Here is a 17,079-nt window from a genome sequence, read left to right as displayed (position 1 = left end):
CAGCCGGCTAGACGCCGTGGATGCTGCCGACGAGGGTATTCACGGTCAGGGTCCAGCCATCGACCAGCACGAACAGCAGCAGCTTGAACGGCAGCGAGATGACGAGGGGCGAGAGCATCATCATGCCCATGGCCATCAGCACCGACGACACCACCAGGTCGATGATCAGGAACGGAATGAACAGCATGCAGCCGATCTGGAACGCGCTCTTGAGCTCGGACAGCACGAAGGCCGCCAGCTTCACGGTGAAGCCGCGGTCCATCGGCTTCATCTCGGCCGGCTCGCCGGACAGGTGCGCGATCTGGGCCAGCGCCGTCTTGCTCGTCTGCGCGAGCATGAAGCGCGACAGCGGCACCTCGGCGATCTTGAGCGCCTGCTCCAGCGAGATCTTGTCCTTGTCGTAAGGGACGAACGCGTCGTTCCAGACCTGCATGCCGACCGGGCGCATGACGAGCAGCGTGAGGATCAGCGCGACGCCCGTGATGATCCGGTTGGGCAGGCCCTGTTGCAGGCCCAGGGCCTGGCGCAGCAGCGACAGCACGATCACGAAGCGGGTGAAGCTGGTCATCATCATGACCATCACGGGCAGCAGCCCCAGGATGGTCATCAGCACCAGGATCTGCGACTTCACCGTCAGGCCGCTGGTCGAGCCGGGGATGATGCCGGGGAGGACGTCCTGTCCCGCCGGGGCGGCCCAGGCGCTCGCGCCGACCAGCAAAAGAACGGCGCCGGTCAATAGTGCCGGCGCGTGGCGGCGCAGGGGAGACAAAACCGCGGCGCCGCGAACCTGCAACGTCATGACGTGATCAGATCCAGGTTGAGGCCGTCCAGATCGATCACCTTGAGGCCGTACTGCTCGCCCGCGACGACCACTTCGGCGCGCCCGATCGCGGCGCCGTTGACCTTGATGACGAGCGGCTCGCCCGCCATGGCGTCGAGCGGCAGCACGCTGTCCGGGCCGATCGCCATCAGTTCCTGCAGCGACACGCGGGCCGAGCCCACTTCCAGCGTCAGCGTCACGGGGATGCGGCGCATCATCTGCGGCAGGCGCGCCGACGCTTTCGGCGCGGCCGCGGGCTTGCCTTCGGCTGCGGATTCGTCGGCCATCGGCGTGTCGTCGATGAGGATGTCGTCTTCAGCGAATTGATCGTTCAGGTTCATGATGATTACTCGGCGTCTTCAAAAGAGGTTAAACACAGCTTGCCCTTGTGCTCGGCGACGGCGGCGGTGAACAACCGCGCCTCGTCGAGCAGGACGTCGGCCCGGCCCACGTTCACCGGAATCACGTCGCCCACCTTCAGGTCGAACAGTGCGCCCAGGGTGATTTCCTTGCTGACCAGGCGGCCATCCAGTTTGACCTGGAGCTTGGTCGCAAGCGGCTCGGCCGGACCGCGCGCGGCGGTCGGGCGGCCGGTTTCCGGGCGCAGCGTGCCCAGGATGGTGGCCATCAGTTGCTGGTCGGGCGCGATCCAGAACTGGCCGGTGTTGTCGTTGTTATCACGTACCCGCACGCACACGGCCCAATTGCTCTCGCCGGGCATTGTCGAAGCGACCACGGCATTGGCGTGGACGGGTCGCGGCGCGACGTCCATTGCCACATTGGCAGCGACGCGTGCATACAACAAATCCACCATTTGTTGCGTCAAGACGACGCCCAATCTTTCCTCGGTGGCCGTCACGCGTTCCGTTTGCGGGTCCCGTTGCGTTGCGCCTGCGCTACGTCCGCCGTAGCGCCGTTCCAACAGTGTCAGTAATAAACCACGCTCGAACGTCACCGCGACGGTGCCCAACGCACCCAGAACGGCCATCCAGCGCAGGTTGTGTTCCTGCGGCACGCGGCCGAATTCAATCTGTTCGAGACGCCATCCGGCCCAGTAACGACGGGCGCTACCCTGCATCGCGGTGTCCAGGTCCTCCTGAAGACGCGCCGCAAACTGGGGCAGCATATGTACCGGACGCCCTAGGAGGCAGGGGTCGAGCACTTGGTGCTGCAGGGTGGTTTCGGTGTTTGCAATCGGCATGGTCAAGTTAAAAAAATGATAAGCAGAGATGCTTTCTTTTCATTCCTCTGGGCAACTATTATAACCGGGAAATTGTGTCACGCCATTTGATTTTCCCCTTTGAATTCGCCATTGCCCTACGGTAAGATGCGGTTACTGCGCTGGGGAAAACAAAAACTCACTCTGGGTATCTGACGGAACCGCTGCTATTCTCCTCGGTTCCGCGAGAGAAACCAAGCCACAGTATGACACTGAAAATTTAACAATTTTCTAAATGTCAACGGTTGTTGCAACAAATGTAACTCTAGTCGTCGATAGCAACATTTACTAAAAGTCACAACCCGCAAACTTACAGCATGGGAGCGATGAACACGATGGGAACTGAACTTGCCGGCCAAATCCGGGCCGACCTGGCAGCCCTCACCAACGACGCCAGCCGCCTTGCCGTCGTGGCGCCGTCGGTGGATGCCGGCCACCCCGCCCTGGCGGATGGCAGCGGCAACTTCTCCTTCGCGCAGAGCATGAAGAATGCCCTGGTCAGCGTGGACCAGGACCAACAGGTGGCCAACCAGAAGATGGAAGCCGTGGACAGCGGCAAGAGCGACGACCTGGTCGGCGCCATGCTGTCGTCGCAGCAGGCCAACCTGTCCTTTTCGATGCTGATGCAGGTTCGTAACAAAGTCATGGGCGCCGTCGACGAGTTGCTCAAGCTGCCGGTCTGACAGGAAAAACACCGATCGTGATTGCCACCCTCAAGTCCGCCTTCGGCGGCAAGCGCCTGGCCTTGCCGCCCGCGCTGTCCAAGAACCTGACCCCGATGCTGGTGCTGGCCATCGGCATTACCGCGGCGGTCATGCTGTACATGTGGAACGACCAGGCCGGCTACAAGCCGGTGTTCGGCGCCCACGAGAAAGTCGCCGCCAGCGACATGATGGGCGTGCTCGATGCCGAGCACGTCCCTTATCGCATCCATCCGGATTCCGGCCAGGTGATGGTCCCGACCGGCCAGTTGGGCAAGGTGCGCATGCTGCTGGCCGCCAAGGGCGTGACCGCGCAGCTGCCGGCCGGCCTGGAGCTGATGGACAAGAACGACCCGCTGGGCGTGTCGCAGTTCGTGCAGGACGTGCGCTTCCGCCGCGGCCTGGAAGGCGAGCTGGCACAGTCGATCCTGACGCTGGACGCCATCGCCTCGGCGCGGGTGCACCTGGCCATCGCCAAGTCGTCGTCGTTCGTCGCGAGCGACGGCGATAAATCGTCGGCATCCGTTGTGATAGCGGTAAAGCCGGGCCACAACCTGTCGAACGAACAGATCGCCGCGATCGTGAACCTCGTCGCGGGCAGCGTCTCGGGCCTGGCCCCGAGCCGCGTGTCGCTCGTCGACCAGAGCGGCAACTACCTGTCGTCGCGCGTGGACCTGACCGAAGGCTTCGACGGCGCCGCCCAGGGCGATGCCGCCGCCAAGCGCTACCAGGACGACGTGCGCGCCAACGTGGCCGGCCTGCTCGGTCCCGTGCTCGGCACCGACAACTTCAAGGTCAGCGTGACGGCCGACGTCGACAACGACAAGATCGAGGAAACGCAGGAGAAGTACGGCGCGGACCCGAAGGTCACCAGCGAAGCGATGCGCGAGGAAATGGAAAAGAGCCGCATGGCGCTGGGCGTGCCGGGCACGCTGTCGAACCGTCCGCCGGTCGCGAGCAATCCGCCGGCCGATCCGAACGCCGCCGCCGCCGCGAACGGTGCCGCCGCGCCGAACGCCCAGCCGGACGACGGCAGCGCGCGCAAGAACGCGACGACGCGCCAGTACGCCTACGACCGTGCGATCACGCAGATCAAGCGCTCGCGCGGCCGCCTCAAGAAGCTGTCGGTGGCGGTGGTGCTGAACAACGCCAAGTCGGCGACGCCGAAGACGGGCTGGAGCCCGGCCGAGATCGCCAACATCGACAAGATCCTGCGCGGCGGCCTGGGCATCGACGCCACCCGCGGCGACGTGCTGACGGTGTCCTCGCTGAACTTCCCCGCCCCGATCCCGGTCGAGCCGTGGTACCAGGAGCGCGACAACATCGTCGACATGGCCGGCTACGCGATGTACGCGATCGGCGCCCTGCTCGGCTGGCTCCTGGTCCTGCGTCCGCTGATGCGCATGCTGAACAAGCGCGTCGCGCCGCAGGCGGCATCGGCGCCGAACCTGGCGACCGTCCAGGCCGGCGCAGGCAATGCCCTGCCGGGCGCGCACAGCGCCGGCGCATTGCCGGCGCTGTGCGCCAGCGCCGCGGCGCATGCCCCGGCGGGCGCACTGGCCGCGCCAGAGACGGCCTCGACGGGCGGCACGCTGCCGGTCCAGGCGCTGCTCGAGGAATACGATTTGCCCCCGGCCGGTTCGGCCGTGGATGTGATGGTCGACCACCTGAAGGTCCTGGCGGGTAAAGAGCCGGAGCGGGTGGCGGAAGTGGTCAAACAATGGGTGCAAAAGAAAAATGGCGGATCTGAACAATAACGACGTGCAGGAAGCAGTGCTGAGCCCGGTCGAACAGGCCGCGATCGTGCTGCTGTCCATCGGCGAGGAACCGGCTGCGGCCGTTCTGCGCTGCCTCGAACGCGAGGAATTGATCGAGCTGACCCAGGTGATGAGCCGGATGAGCGGCATCAAGGTCGACGCCGTGAAGAACTCGATCCAGAAGTTCTTCGACGACTACCGCCAGCAAAGCGGCCTGCACGGCGCGTCGCGCAGCTACCTCAAGCGCTCGCTCGACCTGGCGCTGGGCAGCGAAATCGCGAATTCCGTGCTCAACACGATCTACGGCGACGCGATCCGCCCGATGATGGCGCGCCTGCAGTACGCGTCGCCGAAGTGGCTCGCGGACTACATCGCCGCCGAGCACGTGCAGATGCAGGCCGTGTTCCTCGCGTTCCTGCCGCCCGCGCTGGCCGGCCAGATCATCGACGCGCTGCCGGAAGACGGCCGCGAACTGGTGCTGCTGAACCTGGCGCGCCTGGAAGAGATCGACCGCGACCTGCTGTCCGAGCTGGAAGAGCTGGTGCAGCGCTGCCTGTCCGCGCTCGACACCCAGAGCGCCACCGTGGAAGGCGTGCGCCAGGCGGCCGACATCCTCAACCGCCTGCCGAACAACCGCGCCACGATGGTCGAGCTGCTGCGCGCGCACGATCCGGACGTCGTGTCCAGGATCGAGATGTCGATGTACGACTTCTTCATCCTGTCGAAACAGACCGAACAGACCATCACGCGCCTGCTCGACGAGATCCCGCTGGAGCAGTGGGCGATCGCCCTCAAGGGTGCGGAGCCGGCCCTGCGCGATGCCCTGCTCGGCGCCATGCCGAAGCGCCAGGCGCAAAGCTTCGAGGACCTCATGAAGCGCTCCGGCCCCGTGCCGATGTCGCGCATCGTGCAAACGCGCCAGGAGATCATGGCGCAGGTCAAGGAGCTCGCCGACAACGGTGAGATCGAAGTCCAGCTGTTTGCCGAGGCGACCGCCGAATGAAGCAGTTCCGGCCCTACCACTTCCCGCCGCTGGCGCAGTTCATCGCCGCCGGCGCGGCCAAGGGCGCGCAATCGTCGTCCTCGGCCACGCCGACCGAAGACTGGCAGAGCGCCGTGGCCGACGGCTATCGCCAGGGCCAGCGCGAAGGCTATGAAGTCGGCCTGGACGAAGGCCGCGCCGACGGCTACGACGCCGGCCATGCGGAAGGCGTCGAGCGCGGCGTCGACGAGGGCCGCCAGCAGGCGCTGACCGAGCTGGAAAAGATGGCCAAGCCGGTCGACGCGATGCTGCGCAGCCTGAGGAAGATGAAGACCGAATTCCGCAACGCGCAGCGCAAGGAAGTGGTGGACCTGGTCGGCAAGATCGCCCGCCAGGTGATTCGCGCCGAGCTGGCGCTGCAGCCGGTGCAGATGCTGAACCTCGTCGACGAGGCGCTGGCCGCGATGCCGCCGACGCGCGACGACGTGGAAGTCTTCATGAATCCGGAAGAACTCAAGCGCATCCAGGAGCTGGATCCGAAACGCGCCAAGAAATGGAACCTGATGGCCGATCCGGGCCTGGACCTGGGCGAATGCCGCGTGCGCGCGGGCGACCATGAAGTGGACGCCGGCTGCCAGAACCGCCTGGCCGCCTGCATGACGCAGGTACGCGAAAGCCTGGACAGCGCCGCCAAGGAGGACGCCGAATGAGCGCCCTGGCCGAAACCCTGCGCGCGCTGGAGATCAAGGCCCCGCCGGTCGCGACGCCCACCGGACGTCTCGTCGCCGTGCAGGGCCTGCTGCTCGAAAGCGTGGGCTGCCGCCTGCACACGGGCCAGCGCTGCCGCGTCGAGACCGTCGACGGCACCTGGCTCGACGCGCAGGTCGTGGGCTTTCGCGACAAGGTGACGTACCTGATGCCGTTCAAGCAGGCCGACGGCCTCGTGACCGGCGCCCGCGTGCTGCCGGCCACCGGCCCGTCCAGCATCCAGATCGGCCCGTCGTGGATGGGCCGCATGGTGAACGGCCTCGGCGAGCCGATCGACGGCCGCGGCAAGCTGGGTGGCGAAGAGACCCTGTCAACGACGCCGCCCAAGGTCAACCCGTTGCGCAAGGCGCCGGTGGAAGAGCCGCTGGACGTGGGCGTACGCGCGATCAATTCGATGCTCACGATCGGCAAGGGCCAGCGCGTCGGCCTGATGGCCGGTTCCGGCGTCGGCAAGTCCGTGCTGCTCGGCCTGATCACGCGCCAGACCGTGGCCGACGTGATCGTCGTGGGCCTGATCGGCGAACGTAACCGCGAAGTCCGCGAGTTCATCGAGAAGTCGCTGGGCCCCGAGGGTTTGAAACGCGCCGTCGTGGTGGTGGCGCCGGCCGACGAGTCGCCGCTGATGCGCGTGATGGCGACGGAACTGTGCCACTCGATCGCGGCGCATTTCCGCGACCGCGGCCAGAACGTGCTGCTGCTGTGCGATTCGCTGACCCGCTACGCGATGGCGCTGCGCGAAGTCGCGCTGTCGCTGGGCGAGCCGCCGGCCACGCGCGGTTATCCGCCGTCGGTGTTCTCGAACATGCCGCAGCTGGTCGAATCGGCCGGCAACGGCGAAAACGAGAACGGCAGCATGAGCGCCATCTACACGGTGCTGGCGGAAGGCGACGACCAGCAGGACCCGGTCGTCGACAGTGCCCGCGCGATCCTCGACGGCCACATCGTGCTGACGCGCGAACTGGCCGAACGCGGGCACTACCCGGCGATCGACGTGGCGCAATCCATCAGCCGCTGCATGGCGCAGGTGGTCACGCCGGAACACACGCTGGCCGCGCGCAAGCTCAAGGCCGCATTGGCCAAGCATGCCCGCGTGCGCGACCTGATCCCGCTCGGCGCCTATCAGCCTGGCGCCGATGCGGAAACCGACCGCGCCGTCAAGCTGCACCCGCATATCGAAGCGTTCCTGTGCCAGGGCACGCGCGAAGACGCGCCGTTCGCGGCCTGCGTCGACCAGTTGAAAGCGATGATGGCATGAGCAAGCGCGAAACGATCACCAGCCTGGACACCCTCGTACGCGTGCGCAGCACCGAGGTCGAGCGCCTGCAGACGGCGCTGGCCAAGAAAGAAGCGACGCGTGCGCGCTACCAGACCAGCGTGGACCGCCTGACGGCCCTCGCCGAAGGCAGCGGCCCGTCGGGCCAGCCGGCCGGCGCGCGGCCGCTGTCGCCGGCGCTGGCCATGAATTGCGGGAATTACAAGCAGGCCGTGTTCGCCCTCGCGGACACCCATCGCACCGACCTGCAGCTGCACGAGGCCGACATGGCCGTCGCGCAGCAGAACCTGGCCCACGCCTGGACGCGGCGTGAACTGCTGGGCAAAGTGCTGGAGCAGCATGAGGTCGCGTACGCGCGCGCGCAGGAACGCACGCAGCGCAAGCGCGAGGATGAGATCGCCACGCAGTCGTGGCTGGCAAAGAACGCATAAGCAGGAGAACCGATATGGCAACGAGCGCTATCACCGCACCCACCTATGACCCGACCAGCACCGCCAAGGCGCTGGCCGACAAATACATCGAAGGTGCGCAGACCCAGCTGACCAACCAGACCACGACGGCGACCAACACCGCCAAGGCCCTCACCACGCTCAGCTCCGCGATCTCGGCCTTCCAGACCTCGCTCGCCGGCCTGGCGGGCGTGGGCCACACGATGCTCGCCCAGAGCGCGACCCTGTCCGACACCACGGTCGGCACCGCCACCGCCAGCGCGACCGCCGCCGCCGGCGCCTACAGCCTGTTCGTGCAGCAGGTGGCGACCAGCAGCCAGGTCTCGTACGACACGCTGGCGGACGGTTCCCAGCTCGGCGGCCAGCTGACCATCAACCTCGCCGACGAAGGCGCGGGCACGAATACGGCCAACTTCACCGTCCAGCTGGACAACACCGCCGACACGGACGGCGACGGCGCGCTGAGCGTGCGCGAGCTCGCGGCCGCCATCAACAGCGCCAGCGGCAACGCGGGCAAGGTCTCGGCCGGCGTCATCACGGTCAGCGGCGCGCCGCGCCTCGTGCTGACGTCGAAGAGCACGGGCGTGGCCAACACCGTCTCGGTCGACGCGACCCAGGCCACCGACGCCGGGCTGCAGACCGGCTTCACGACGCGCACCGTCATGACGGCCGCCCAGGACGCCATCGTCTATCTCGGCGACCCGACCAATCCGGCGACCGCGAAGATCCAGCAGGCTTCGAACGTCTTCACCAACATCGACGGCGTGTCGTTCACCGCGACCCATGCCCAGGCGGCCGGCGCCGCGCCGATCACGCTGACGGTCGGCGGCAACGCCAGCGGCACCACGTCGAACGTGCAGGCCTTCGTCGACGCCTACAACAAGCTCAAGAGCGCGATCGACGGTCTCGTCAACTCGGGCGACCCGAAGAACAACGTCGCCGCCGGCGCCTTTGCGCACGACTCGGGCGTGATGGCCCTGCGTACCCGCCTCGTCGACCTGCTGCGGCCGACCGGCGTCCTGTCGCTGGCCAGCTACGGCATCACCGCCAACCGCGACGGCACCATCGGCCTGGATTCGGCGCGCCTGCAAAGTCAGCTGGCCGTCAATCCGACCGGCCTGGACACGCTGATGGGCACCGCCAGCACGTCGGCGCCGACCGGCATCGCGGGCGCCCTGACCACCTACCTGAACCAGTGGAGCAACACGACCAGCGGCCAGATCCAGCAGCGTACCGACGCCAACAGCAAGCTGCAGTCGGACCTGACCCAGCGCCAGACGGACCTCGATTCCAAGTACGACGCCGCCTACCAGCGCTACCTGAAGCAATACACCGCCCTGCAGACCTTGCAGGCAACGATGCAGAACAATTCTTCGCTGTTCAGTTCCCTGTTCAGCAGCTCTTCCAACTGAGAGATTCGAGATGTCTTATAACGAAGCCTACAGCAGCTATCACGCTACCAGCCTGGACGCGCAGACTTCGCGCGCCTCGCCCATCGAGCTCGTGCTGGTGCTCACCGACGGCTTGCTCGACGAACTGGCGCGCGCCCGTGCCCACATCGTGGCCAAGCGCTACGAGCAGCGCGCAGGCAGCATCAACAAATGCGTCGATATCATCAACGGCCTGTCCAGCTCCCTCGATTTCGAGGGCGGCGGCCAGGTCGTGGCCAACCTCGCCAACCTGTATGACTTCTGCGTCACGCACCTGCACGGCGCCGGCGTCAAGCAGGACCCGGCGATGGTCGACGAGGTCGTGAGGATCATGACCACGATCCGCCAGGGCTGGGCCGGCGTACAGGCACGCAATGGCTGACGCGAACGAGCGGCAGGCGCGGTCGGCCCGGTTGGCTCAGCTGGGTGACGCCCTGCAGGCCGCAGCGGCGCGTGAGGACTGGGACAGGCTGGGCGAACAGGCCCGTGCCCTGCTCCCGGCGCTGCGCAAGCTCGCCGTGCTCGGTCCGTGGACGGCCGCCGAACGCGCCGCGCTGGAACGCGTGGTCGCCCTGCACGACGCGGCCGCCCAGGGCGTTGCCCACGCCGCGCGCGTGCTCGAATCGCGCCTGGAAGAGATGCGTGCCAACAAAGACGGCTGGATCGCCTACGCGATGTACAGCGAAACCGAACCAGGCGTAAGCCAAGAATGATGATGATGCTCAACTCCGTAACCCCGTCCGCATCGGCCCAGCCGGCCAAGCAAGCCAGCGCGCCGGCACCCGCCCAGGACGCGCAGGCCGCGGCGGCTCCCGCCAAATCCGCGGCGCCCGCAAAGCCCGCAACTGCCGACGCCGCCCCGGCACCGGCCCAGCCGTTCGCGCGCTGGCTCGGCCTGCAGGACAGCGGCGCCGCCGCCCAGGCGCTGGCGGCAGCCCAGCCGGCCACGCCGGGCACGGACGACGGCACGGCACCGGCACCGGCAACGGCCGGCACGCCGGCCGCGGCCGGCGGCAAGTCCACGGACGACGCCAAGACCGCCGCCACGCCGGAGGGCAGCCTGCTGGCCGCGATGGCGATGCCGCTGATGCCGCTGTCGCCGCAACAGGTCACCCAGGCCGTGCAAGCCGCCCAGGGCGGCGCGCATGCCAGCGCCGACGACGCCGGCAAGGCCGACACCCCGGCCCAGCCGCCGGCGGTCGCCGGCCAGGACGGCCGCCGCGCGGCAATCGCCCTGCCCCAGGCCGCGCTCGTGCAGGCAATGCAGGCCACGCAGGCGGCCCAGCCGGATGCGACGGCCGCGAACGTGCACCTGGCCGTCCAGGGCAATGCCGCCAACGGCAACGCCGGCACCGGCGGCCAGGACGCCGGCACGGACGGCTCGTCCACCGCGAACGCGCAAGCAGGCACGAATACCGCCGCAGCCGCGGCCGTGCCGGGCGCCGTGACGCTGCCGTCGGCCCAGCCGGCCGCCGACACCGTCAAGCTCGCCGGCCCGCCGACCGCATGGCGCCAGACCCTGCAGGAAACGCTGGGCGACCGCCTGAACGTCCACGTCGGCAACAACGTGCAGCAGGCAACGATCAGCATCGAGCCGCCCCAGCTGGGACGCATCGACATCGCGATCCGCCACAGCGCCGGCACGCTGGAAGTGAACATCTCGGCCACCAACGGCGACGTGCTGCGCCAACTGCAGACCGTCAGCGACAACCTGCGCAACGACTTGTCGCAGCGCCAGTACACGGAGGTCGCCGTGACGGTGACCCCGGCCCCCAAGAACAATGCGGCGCCGTTCGGCGACCCGCAACAGCAGGGCCGCGGCCGCCAGCAGGGCCGCGACCAGGACAACGAGCCCGGCCGCGGTCTGGCCGAGGCCGGCAACCCCGCGTCCGTGTTCAATCTCGGCCGCGACTCGTAAGCAAACGACGCATCCACAGCGCCCTGTGGCGTGAGTACCAACATGAGCAAAATGAAAATGATTATCGCCATCGCCGGCGCCGTGATCGTCAGTGCGGCCGGCGCAGGTGGCGCGGTGTGGTGGTTCATGCCCAAACCCGCGGCGGCCGCCGGCGCGGCGAAGAAGGCAGAATCGGACAAGCCCAGGGACGGCAAGCCGGTCAAGTACGTGACCCTGGACAAGGTCATCGTGATGCTGCGCCGCGGCCCTGAAGACACCGACACGCACTACCTGTCGACGGACCTCGTGCTGTCGACGGAAGTGTCGAAGGAAAAGGAAACGAAGGAAAACCTGCCGCTGCTGCGCAGCCTGGCGGTCCGCACCTTGTCGGCCTACACGATGAAGGAAGCGGCCAACATGACGGTCGAGCAGTACGCCGACCAGTTGAACAAATCCTTCGACGCCAATTATGAGCACGAGCACACGGAAAAACCGTTCGTGCAAGTCATGATCGGCAAGCTGATCATCGAATAACCATCGGGGACAACGTGGGTTACATGACCGACTACGCCGACAGCTACGCCAGCAGCGAATATGCCGACGCCGCCATTCACGCGGCCATGAGCGCGGCCGAAGAGCAGAAGCACCTCGTCGCCTACGCGCCGCTCGTCAAGCGCATCGCGCGCCAGCTCACGTCGCAGGTGTCGGGCGCGATGGGCCGCGAGGACATGGAGCAGATCGGACTGATGGGCCTGCTCGAAGCGCTGCGCCGCTACGGCACGCCGGATACCGGCTTTTCCAGCTATGCCTCGCTGCGCGTGCGCGGCGCGATCCTCGACGAACTGCGCCGCCAGGACTGGCGTCCGCGCGCCGTGCGCCAGGACAGCCACAAGATGCGCGACGCCGTGCGCGCCCTCACCCGCAAGCTCGGCCGCGAACCGAACGACAAGGAAGCGGCGGACGCGCTCGGCATCGGCCAGGAAGAGTGGCGCCAGTTCCTGCTGGACGACTGCGCGGAGGAACTGCTCAGCTTCGACGACATGCTGCAGGAAGCGACCGAGCGTGCCCACAGTGCCCCGGGTCCGGAAGAGCAATTCATGGTGCGCCGCAGCCTCGAGCAGGCGCTGGGCGCGCTGAACGAACGCGAGCAGCGCGTCGTCCAGATGATTTACGAATTCGAGCTCAGCTACAAGGAAATCGCGGCCGTGCTCGACCTGTCCGACGCCCGCGTCTGCCAGCTGAACAAAAGTGCGCTGGCCAAAATGAAAGCGGCGCTGGCCCAGGCCTGAACGACCACAAGAAAGGTAATAATAATCATGCAAATCCTCGGCATTCTCATCGTGCTCGGCGCCGTGTTCGGCGGTTTTACGATGATGGGCGGCACAGTGAACGCCATCTGGCAGCCCACCGAGCTGATCGTCATCTGCGGCGCCGCCATCGGCGCCCTCGTGCTGGGCAATCCCAAGCACGTGCTGGCCGAACTGTTTTCCCAGACGAAAAGGATCACGCGCAAACACAGGCACGACTCCGAGTTCCAGCGCCAGCTGCTCCTCCTGATGTACGAACTGCTGCAGACGGCCGCCGGCGGCCTCAAGGCGCTCGACGCCCACGTCGAAGCGCCCAAGGACAGCCCGATGTTCCAGCGCTATCCGCTGATCCTGGAAGAGCCCAAGCTGCTGGCTTTCATCGTCGACAACTTCCGCCTGATGGCCATGGGCAAGATCAACGCCCACGAGCTGGAAGGCGTGCTCGAGCAGGAGCTCGACGCCATCCACGAAGAGCTGACCCAGCCGTCCAAATCGCTGCACAAGATCGCCGAGGCGATGCCGGGCTTCGGCATCCTGGCCGCCGTGCTGGGCATCGTGATGACGATGAACTCCGTCGGCGAAGGCGCCGACACCGCCGAGATCGCGGAACGCGTCGGCGCCGCCATGGTCGGTACGTTCATCGGTATCTTCATGTGCTACGGCGTGCTCGATCCGATCTCCGGCATGATGAAGCAGCTGGTCAATTCCGAAGCATCGACGATGGAAACCGTGAAGGTCGTGCTGTGCACTCACGTGGCCGGCAAACCGCCCCTGCTGGCGATCGACGCGGGCCGCCGCCTGATCCAGCTGAATACCAAGCCCAGCTTCGCACAGCTCGAAGCCTGGATCAACGCGATGGCCGACGGCGACGATGCCGGCGCCAAACGCAAGGCTTGACCGGACCTGGAGCAATAAGTGCAAGCAACCAAAAAAGGCCCCGAGAAGCACCACGAAGCCACCATCGTCAAACGTGGTGGCGGCAAGCATCAGGAGGACGAACACGGCGGCGCGTGGAAGGTGGCGTTCGCCGACTTCTGCATGGCGCTGATGGCGCTGTTCCTCGTACTGTGGCTGATCGCCGCCCGCGACGCCCAGCAGGCCAAGGCCATCGTGCGCGACAACACGGCCAGCGGCCTGATCGACGGCACCGGCGGCAAGCCCGAAGTCAAATCGAGCCCGGCCGGCAGCCTGATCGAGCGCTTCCAGCTCCCCAGGAGTAACGGCGGCAGCCAGGGCCCGAGCACCGGTAACAAATCGAACACCCCGGCCATGCGCACGAAGTACGAATCGCCGTCCGAACTGGCGGCGCTGGCGCACCAACTGGAACAGATGAGCGTCGACGCCGGTCTCGCGTCGAACCTTGCCACGGTGATCACGCCGGACGGTTTGCGCGTGATGCTGCACGACACCGACCGCCAGGGCATGTTCGTGCGCGGCAGCCCGCTGCCGACCGCCCGCTTCGCAAAACTGTTGCGCGCGATGGCACCGCTGTTCGAAAAGATGGAAAATCAGATGTTGATCGTAGGCCACACGGATTCCTTGCAGTACACTAATGCGGGACCGGCGAGCTATTCCAACTGGAGCCTGTCGGTCAACCGCGCTCTGGCTGCGCGGTCCGAGCTGCTCATCGGCGGCATGCGGAGCGAAAGCATCCTGCAACTGGTCGGCATGGCCGATCGGGCCCCGATCGATGCGGCCCATCCGGATGCTTCGGCCAACCGCCGTATCGAACTCTTGATCCTGACCAGCAAGCAGGCTGCTGCCGTCAAGACCATGTTCGGCGCGCCGCCGGCCACCGAATCCCTGACAGAAAACGCGTCCACGGCCCGGACGGACGATGCAGAGCTCAAGGAACTGCGCAGCCAGATGGTAAAGAAACCATGACGATTCAATCGAAAACCCGAGGACCACGCATGAAGATCTCCAGCGCCTCCACGCCTTCCGTCTCGATCGCTCCGCAGGCAGGCGGTGCCGCCGCGCCGGCCGCGGCCCCGGCAGCCGCGCCCGCGGGCACCGATGCCCTCGAATCCGCCGTGCTGCAGCCGGCGCAGAAAGCGATCAAATCCCTGCCCGACTTCGATGCCGCCCGCGTGGCCGAGCTGCGCGACGCGCTGGCCAAAGGCGAATTGCCGTTCGATGCGGGGCGCCTGGCCGGCCTGATCCAGCGCTTCCACGGCAGCGGCAACAAGGCTTGACACCATGAGCCGCCTGACCCGCGACCAGGCCGTCGCGCGCCTGCTGGACGGCGTCCAGGCCGACCTTGGCGCCTGCGGCACGATCCGCGACCTGCTGGAACGCCAGTTCCAGGCCGCCCTGCGCCACCGCGGTGCGGAGCTCGCCACGCTTGCCGGACAACTCGCGCCTGAGCTGGACGCGATGGAACAGCGCCGCCAGCAGCGCGTGCAGCTCGTGCGCGCCCTGCTGGGCCCGCAAGCGACGATGGACGACCTGTTCGGCAGCCTGCCGGCTTCGCTGCGCACGCGCGGCCGGAACGACTGGGACACGCTCGAGACGCTCGTACGCGACTGCAAGCAGGCGACGACGCGCAACGGCAATCTGATGGCCGAACAATTTACGATCATGCAACGCCTGCTGCACGGCGAAGACGATACCTATGCGCCACGCTGAATTCACGACGGCTATCCCCGCCCTCACCCCGACTTCGGCCACCGCGCCGACCGCGCCTTTAAGCAACGGCGGCGGGAAGTTCGGCGGCATCTTCAACGAGGTCCAGGGCGAGGCGTCCGATTTCATCCAGAACGGCGGCGGCGATTTCGCGACGAGCGCGACGCTCAACGCCGAGGGCCGCATGTGGGCCGCACGCAGCCAGGGGGCGACGGCCGCCGTCATGGGCGACGGCGCCGACACGTCACCCGACCAGCAGGCTTTCCTGGCAAGCATCGCCCCGTGGGCCAAGGAAGCGGCCGACAAGCTGGGCGTCGCGCCGGAACTCGTGTCCGCGCACGCCGCGCTGGAATCCGGCTGGGGCCAGCGTCCGCTGCGCAACGCGGACGGCAGCTCGACCTATAACCTGTTCGGCATCAAGGCCAACGCCGGCTGGCGCGGCAACGTGGCCGAATCGGCCACGACGGAATACGTGGGCGGCGCCGCGCTCAAGACGAGCGCGCGCTTCCGCGCCTATCCGGACCAGGCCAGCGCCTTCCGCGACTATGCACAAATGCTGATCGACAATCCGCGCTTCCACGGCGCGCTCGGCGCCGGGAACAATGCCCATGCGTTCGCCGCCGGCCTCGCGAAGGGCGGCTATGCCACCGACCCGGCCTATGCGGCCAAGCTCGCCCGCCTGGCCGGCAAATTGCAAAACGTCAGCGGCTGATCTCCATGTCGATTGGCTCAACCGTGCCGGGTCCGGCGACACGCATGCGGACGACCTGCCCGCTGCCGGCGTTGCGAACCCGCACGACAGCCCCCTTTCCGCCGGCATCCAATGCTTCTCCGGCCATGCTGACCTCGATGCCTTCGCGCCGCGCGACCATCGTCACGGCATCGCCGCGCTTCACCAGAATCGGTGTGCTGAGCTGTCCGCTGCGCAGAATGTCTCCTGGACGCAACATACGGCGAGACATTTGTCCGACCGCGTCGGCCGGATTACTGACCGGATCGGCAATGTTCGAAATATCACGGCGCTCGATCGTGACTTGTGCATCCGTCAACGCCTCGTTGGCCGCGACCGGCGCCGCCGCGATCGCGACCATGGCCGACACGCGCGCGCGGACGACGTATTCGTACCGCCATCCGGGCGTGTCCGGACAGCGCGCCACGAAGCGCATCCTCTGGGGAGAACGGGTATCGAGCGGTTCGATGGCCACCTGCTGGCTGCACGGCGGCGCCGCACGCGCGGCCACGACGGCAATGTCGAATTGTGGTTCGGTCAAGCCGGACGCCGCCATCTGTCTTTCGAGTTCGGCACGGGCGGCTTGTTCAATTTGCATCGGAATCGACGGCGCTGCTGCTTGCGCGAACGCAGAAAACAGCATCAGTGACGAAGCGGCAAGGGTTGCCTTACAGAAAGCAATCATTAGAGAATAGCGGCAGCGGAAAAACCTGATTCTACCAATCACACAGAAGTTCAACCGACAGGAGTTCCTGACATGACGATTAATTTCAAAGACGCACTGGGTGTGCATGCCGACGCGCTGGAACTGCGCGCCGAGCGCACCAAGGTGTTGGCGGCGAACATTGCGAATGAAAGCACGCCCGGCTACACCGCACGCGACATCGATTTTGGCGCCATGATGCAGGATCGCATCGACACCGAGAACGGCGATCTCAGCCTGAGCGACGACCAGCCGCTGTACCGCGTGCCGTTCCACCCGAGCGCCGACGGCAACACCGTCGAGATCGGCGTCGAGCAAGCCGCCTTCGGCCAGAACTCATCCGATTTCAATACCAGCCTCACCTTCATCAACATGCAGTTGCGTGGTCTGGCGAAAGCCATCAACGGTCAATAACAGG

Annotated in this window: 22 protein-coding genes; 18 read left to right on the top strand and 4 right to left on the bottom strand. The window is 66.6% G+C overall.

From position 1 onward, the window contains the following. Nucleotides 1–7: 7 nt before the first annotated feature. Genes fliP through ACEN9Q_RS02950 form a run of 3 tightly spaced genes read right to left on the bottom strand, consistent with a single transcriptional unit; the run spans nucleotide 8 to nucleotide 2,021 of the window. Nucleotides 8–799: a flagellar type III secretion system pore protein FliP gene (gene fliP / locus ACEN9Q_RS02960; RefSeq protein ID WP_495627297.1), complete on the bottom strand. Its 792-nt coding sequence runs from the start codon at nucleotides 797–799 to the stop codon at nucleotides 8–10. Beyond that, nucleotides 796–1,107, bottom strand: a complete 312-nt coding sequence (locus ACEN9Q_RS02955; protein WP_229412634.1) for a FliM/FliN family flagellar motor switch protein — start codon at nucleotides 1,105–1,107, stop codon at nucleotides 796–798. The genes fliP and ACEN9Q_RS02955 overlap by 4 nt, the downstream gene beginning before the upstream one ends. A gap of 59 nt (nucleotides 1,108–1,166) precedes the next feature. Further along, nucleotides 1,167–2,021: a FliM/FliN family flagellar motor switch protein gene (locus ACEN9Q_RS02950; protein WP_495627296.1), complete on the bottom strand. Its 855-nt coding sequence runs from the start codon at nucleotides 2,019–2,021 to the stop codon at nucleotides 1,167–1,169. A gap of 353 nt (nucleotides 2,022–2,374) precedes the next feature. Here ACEN9Q_RS02950 and fliE point away from each other — a divergent pair, with 353 nt between their 5' ends. The 17 genes from fliE to ACEN9Q_RS02865 are packed head-to-tail and all read left to right on the top strand — an operon-like array spanning nucleotide 2,375 to nucleotide 15,940. Beyond that, entirely contained in the window at nucleotides 2,375–2,722 is a 348-nt protein-coding gene (gene fliE / locus ACEN9Q_RS02945) for a flagellar hook-basal body complex protein FliE (RefSeq protein WP_322403857.1), read from the top strand. 17 nt (nucleotides 2,723–2,739) lie between these two features. Beyond that, nucleotides 2,740–4,497: a flagellar basal-body MS-ring/collar protein FliF gene (gene fliF / locus ACEN9Q_RS02940; RefSeq protein WP_495627295.1), complete on the top strand. Its 1,758-nt coding sequence runs from the start codon at nucleotides 2,740–2,742 to the stop codon at nucleotides 4,495–4,497. Further along, on the top strand, nucleotides 4,478–5,500 hold the full coding sequence (locus ACEN9Q_RS02935) for a flagellar motor switch protein FliG (protein ID WP_056439161.1): 1,023 nt from the start codon (nucleotides 4,478–4,480) through the stop codon (nucleotides 5,498–5,500). Before fliF ends, ACEN9Q_RS02935 begins: the two co-directional genes overlap by 20 nt. Then, a complete protein-coding gene (gene fliH, locus ACEN9Q_RS02930; RefSeq protein ID WP_056439158.1) occupies nucleotides 5,497–6,189 on the top strand; it encodes a flagellar assembly protein FliH in 693 nt (230 codons plus the stop codon). The genes ACEN9Q_RS02935 and fliH overlap by 4 nt, the downstream gene beginning before the upstream one ends. Then, complete coding sequence (fliI, locus tag ACEN9Q_RS02925) at nucleotides 6,186–7,502, top strand: flagellar protein export ATPase FliI (RefSeq protein WP_495627294.1); 1,317 nt, start codon at nucleotides 6,186–6,188, stop codon at nucleotides 7,500–7,502. Before fliH ends, fliI begins: the two co-directional genes overlap by 4 nt. Next, nucleotides 7,499–7,951, top strand: coding sequence for a flagellar export protein FliJ (gene fliJ / locus ACEN9Q_RS02920; RefSeq protein WP_056439154.1), 453 nt, complete (start codon nucleotides 7,499–7,501; stop codon nucleotides 7,949–7,951). Before fliI ends, fliJ begins: the two co-directional genes overlap by 4 nt. A 14-nt stretch (nucleotides 7,952–7,965) precedes the next feature. After that, the gene (gene fliD / locus ACEN9Q_RS02915; protein WP_056439151.1) at nucleotides 7,966–9,381 is read left to right on the top strand and encodes a flagellar filament capping protein FliD; all 1,416 of its coding nucleotides are present in this window, start codon (nucleotides 7,966–7,968) and stop codon (nucleotides 9,379–9,381) included. Nucleotides 9,382–9,391: 10 nt separating this feature from the next. Next, complete coding sequence (fliS, locus tag ACEN9Q_RS02910; protein ID WP_056439148.1) at nucleotides 9,392–9,781, top strand: flagellar export chaperone FliS; 390 nt, start codon at nucleotides 9,392–9,394, stop codon at nucleotides 9,779–9,781. Continuing rightward, nucleotides 9,774–10,112, top strand: a complete 339-nt coding sequence (locus ACEN9Q_RS02905; RefSeq protein WP_495627293.1) for a hypothetical protein — start codon at nucleotides 9,774–9,776, stop codon at nucleotides 10,110–10,112. Before fliS ends, ACEN9Q_RS02905 begins: the two co-directional genes overlap by 8 nt. A 5-nt stretch (nucleotides 10,113–10,117) precedes the next feature. After that, nucleotides 10,118–11,317, top strand: a complete 1,200-nt coding sequence (locus tag ACEN9Q_RS02900; RefSeq protein ID WP_495627292.1) for a flagellar hook-length control protein FliK — start codon at nucleotides 10,118–10,120, stop codon at nucleotides 11,315–11,317. Nucleotides 11,318–11,368: 51 nt separating this feature from the next. After that, complete coding sequence (locus ACEN9Q_RS02895) at nucleotides 11,369–11,830, top strand: flagellar basal body-associated FliL family protein (RefSeq protein WP_307188978.1); 462 nt, start codon at nucleotides 11,369–11,371, stop codon at nucleotides 11,828–11,830. Nucleotides 11,831–11,853: 23 nt separating this feature from the next. Continuing rightward, nucleotides 11,854–12,585: a FliA/WhiG family RNA polymerase sigma factor gene (locus ACEN9Q_RS02890; RefSeq protein WP_056439136.1), complete on the top strand. Its 732-nt coding sequence runs from the start codon at nucleotides 11,854–11,856 to the stop codon at nucleotides 12,583–12,585. 24 nt (nucleotides 12,586–12,609) lie between these two features. Next, complete coding sequence (gene motA, locus ACEN9Q_RS02885; RefSeq protein ID WP_056439133.1) at nucleotides 12,610–13,500, top strand: flagellar motor stator protein MotA; 891 nt, start codon at nucleotides 12,610–12,612, stop codon at nucleotides 13,498–13,500. An 18-nt stretch (nucleotides 13,501–13,518) separates the two neighbouring features. Then, on the top strand, nucleotides 13,519–14,487 hold the full coding sequence (locus ACEN9Q_RS02880) for a flagellar motor protein MotB (protein ID WP_495627291.1): 969 nt from the start codon (nucleotides 13,519–13,521) through the stop codon (nucleotides 14,485–14,487). A gap of 29 nt (nucleotides 14,488–14,516) precedes the next feature. Then, nucleotides 14,517–14,798 carry a flagellar biosynthesis anti-sigma factor FlgM gene (gene flgM / locus ACEN9Q_RS02875; RefSeq protein ID WP_056439126.1) on the top strand — a complete coding sequence of 94 codons (282 nt, stop codon included), beginning with the start codon at nucleotides 14,517–14,519 and terminating at the stop codon, nucleotides 14,796–14,798. A gap of 4 nt (nucleotides 14,799–14,802) precedes the next feature. Further along, nucleotides 14,803–15,231 (top strand): flagellar export chaperone FlgN, encoded by a 429-nt coding sequence (gene flgN, locus ACEN9Q_RS02870; RefSeq protein WP_056439123.1) that lies wholly within the window; start codon nucleotides 14,803–14,805, stop codon nucleotides 15,229–15,231. Beyond that, on the top strand, nucleotides 15,218–15,940 hold the full coding sequence (locus ACEN9Q_RS02865; RefSeq protein ID WP_495627290.1) for a glycoside hydrolase family 73 protein: 723 nt from the start codon (nucleotides 15,218–15,220) through the stop codon (nucleotides 15,938–15,940). Before flgN ends, ACEN9Q_RS02865 begins: the two co-directional genes overlap by 14 nt. Here ACEN9Q_RS02865 and flgA read toward each other — a convergent pair. Beyond that, nucleotides 15,930–16,601: a flagellar basal body P-ring formation chaperone FlgA gene (gene flgA, locus ACEN9Q_RS02860; RefSeq protein ID WP_495627289.1), complete on the bottom strand. Its 672-nt coding sequence runs from the start codon at nucleotides 16,599–16,601 to the stop codon at nucleotides 15,930–15,932. The two genes, ACEN9Q_RS02865 and flgA, sit on opposite strands and share 11 nt — an antisense overlap. A 114-nt stretch (nucleotides 16,602–16,715) precedes the next feature. Between flgA and flgB the strand changes: the two genes are divergently transcribed. Beyond that, a complete protein-coding gene (gene flgB, locus ACEN9Q_RS02855; RefSeq protein WP_056439118.1) occupies nucleotides 16,716–17,075 on the top strand; it encodes a flagellar basal body rod protein FlgB in 360 nt (119 codons plus the stop codon). Nucleotides 17,076–17,079 lie beyond the last annotated feature (4 nt).

Source organism: Massilia sp. Masssp93, from assembly GCF_059491295.1.
The sequence above is the reverse complement of the archived record's forward strand: the minus strand, read 5'-3'. Positions and strand labels throughout refer to the sequence as shown.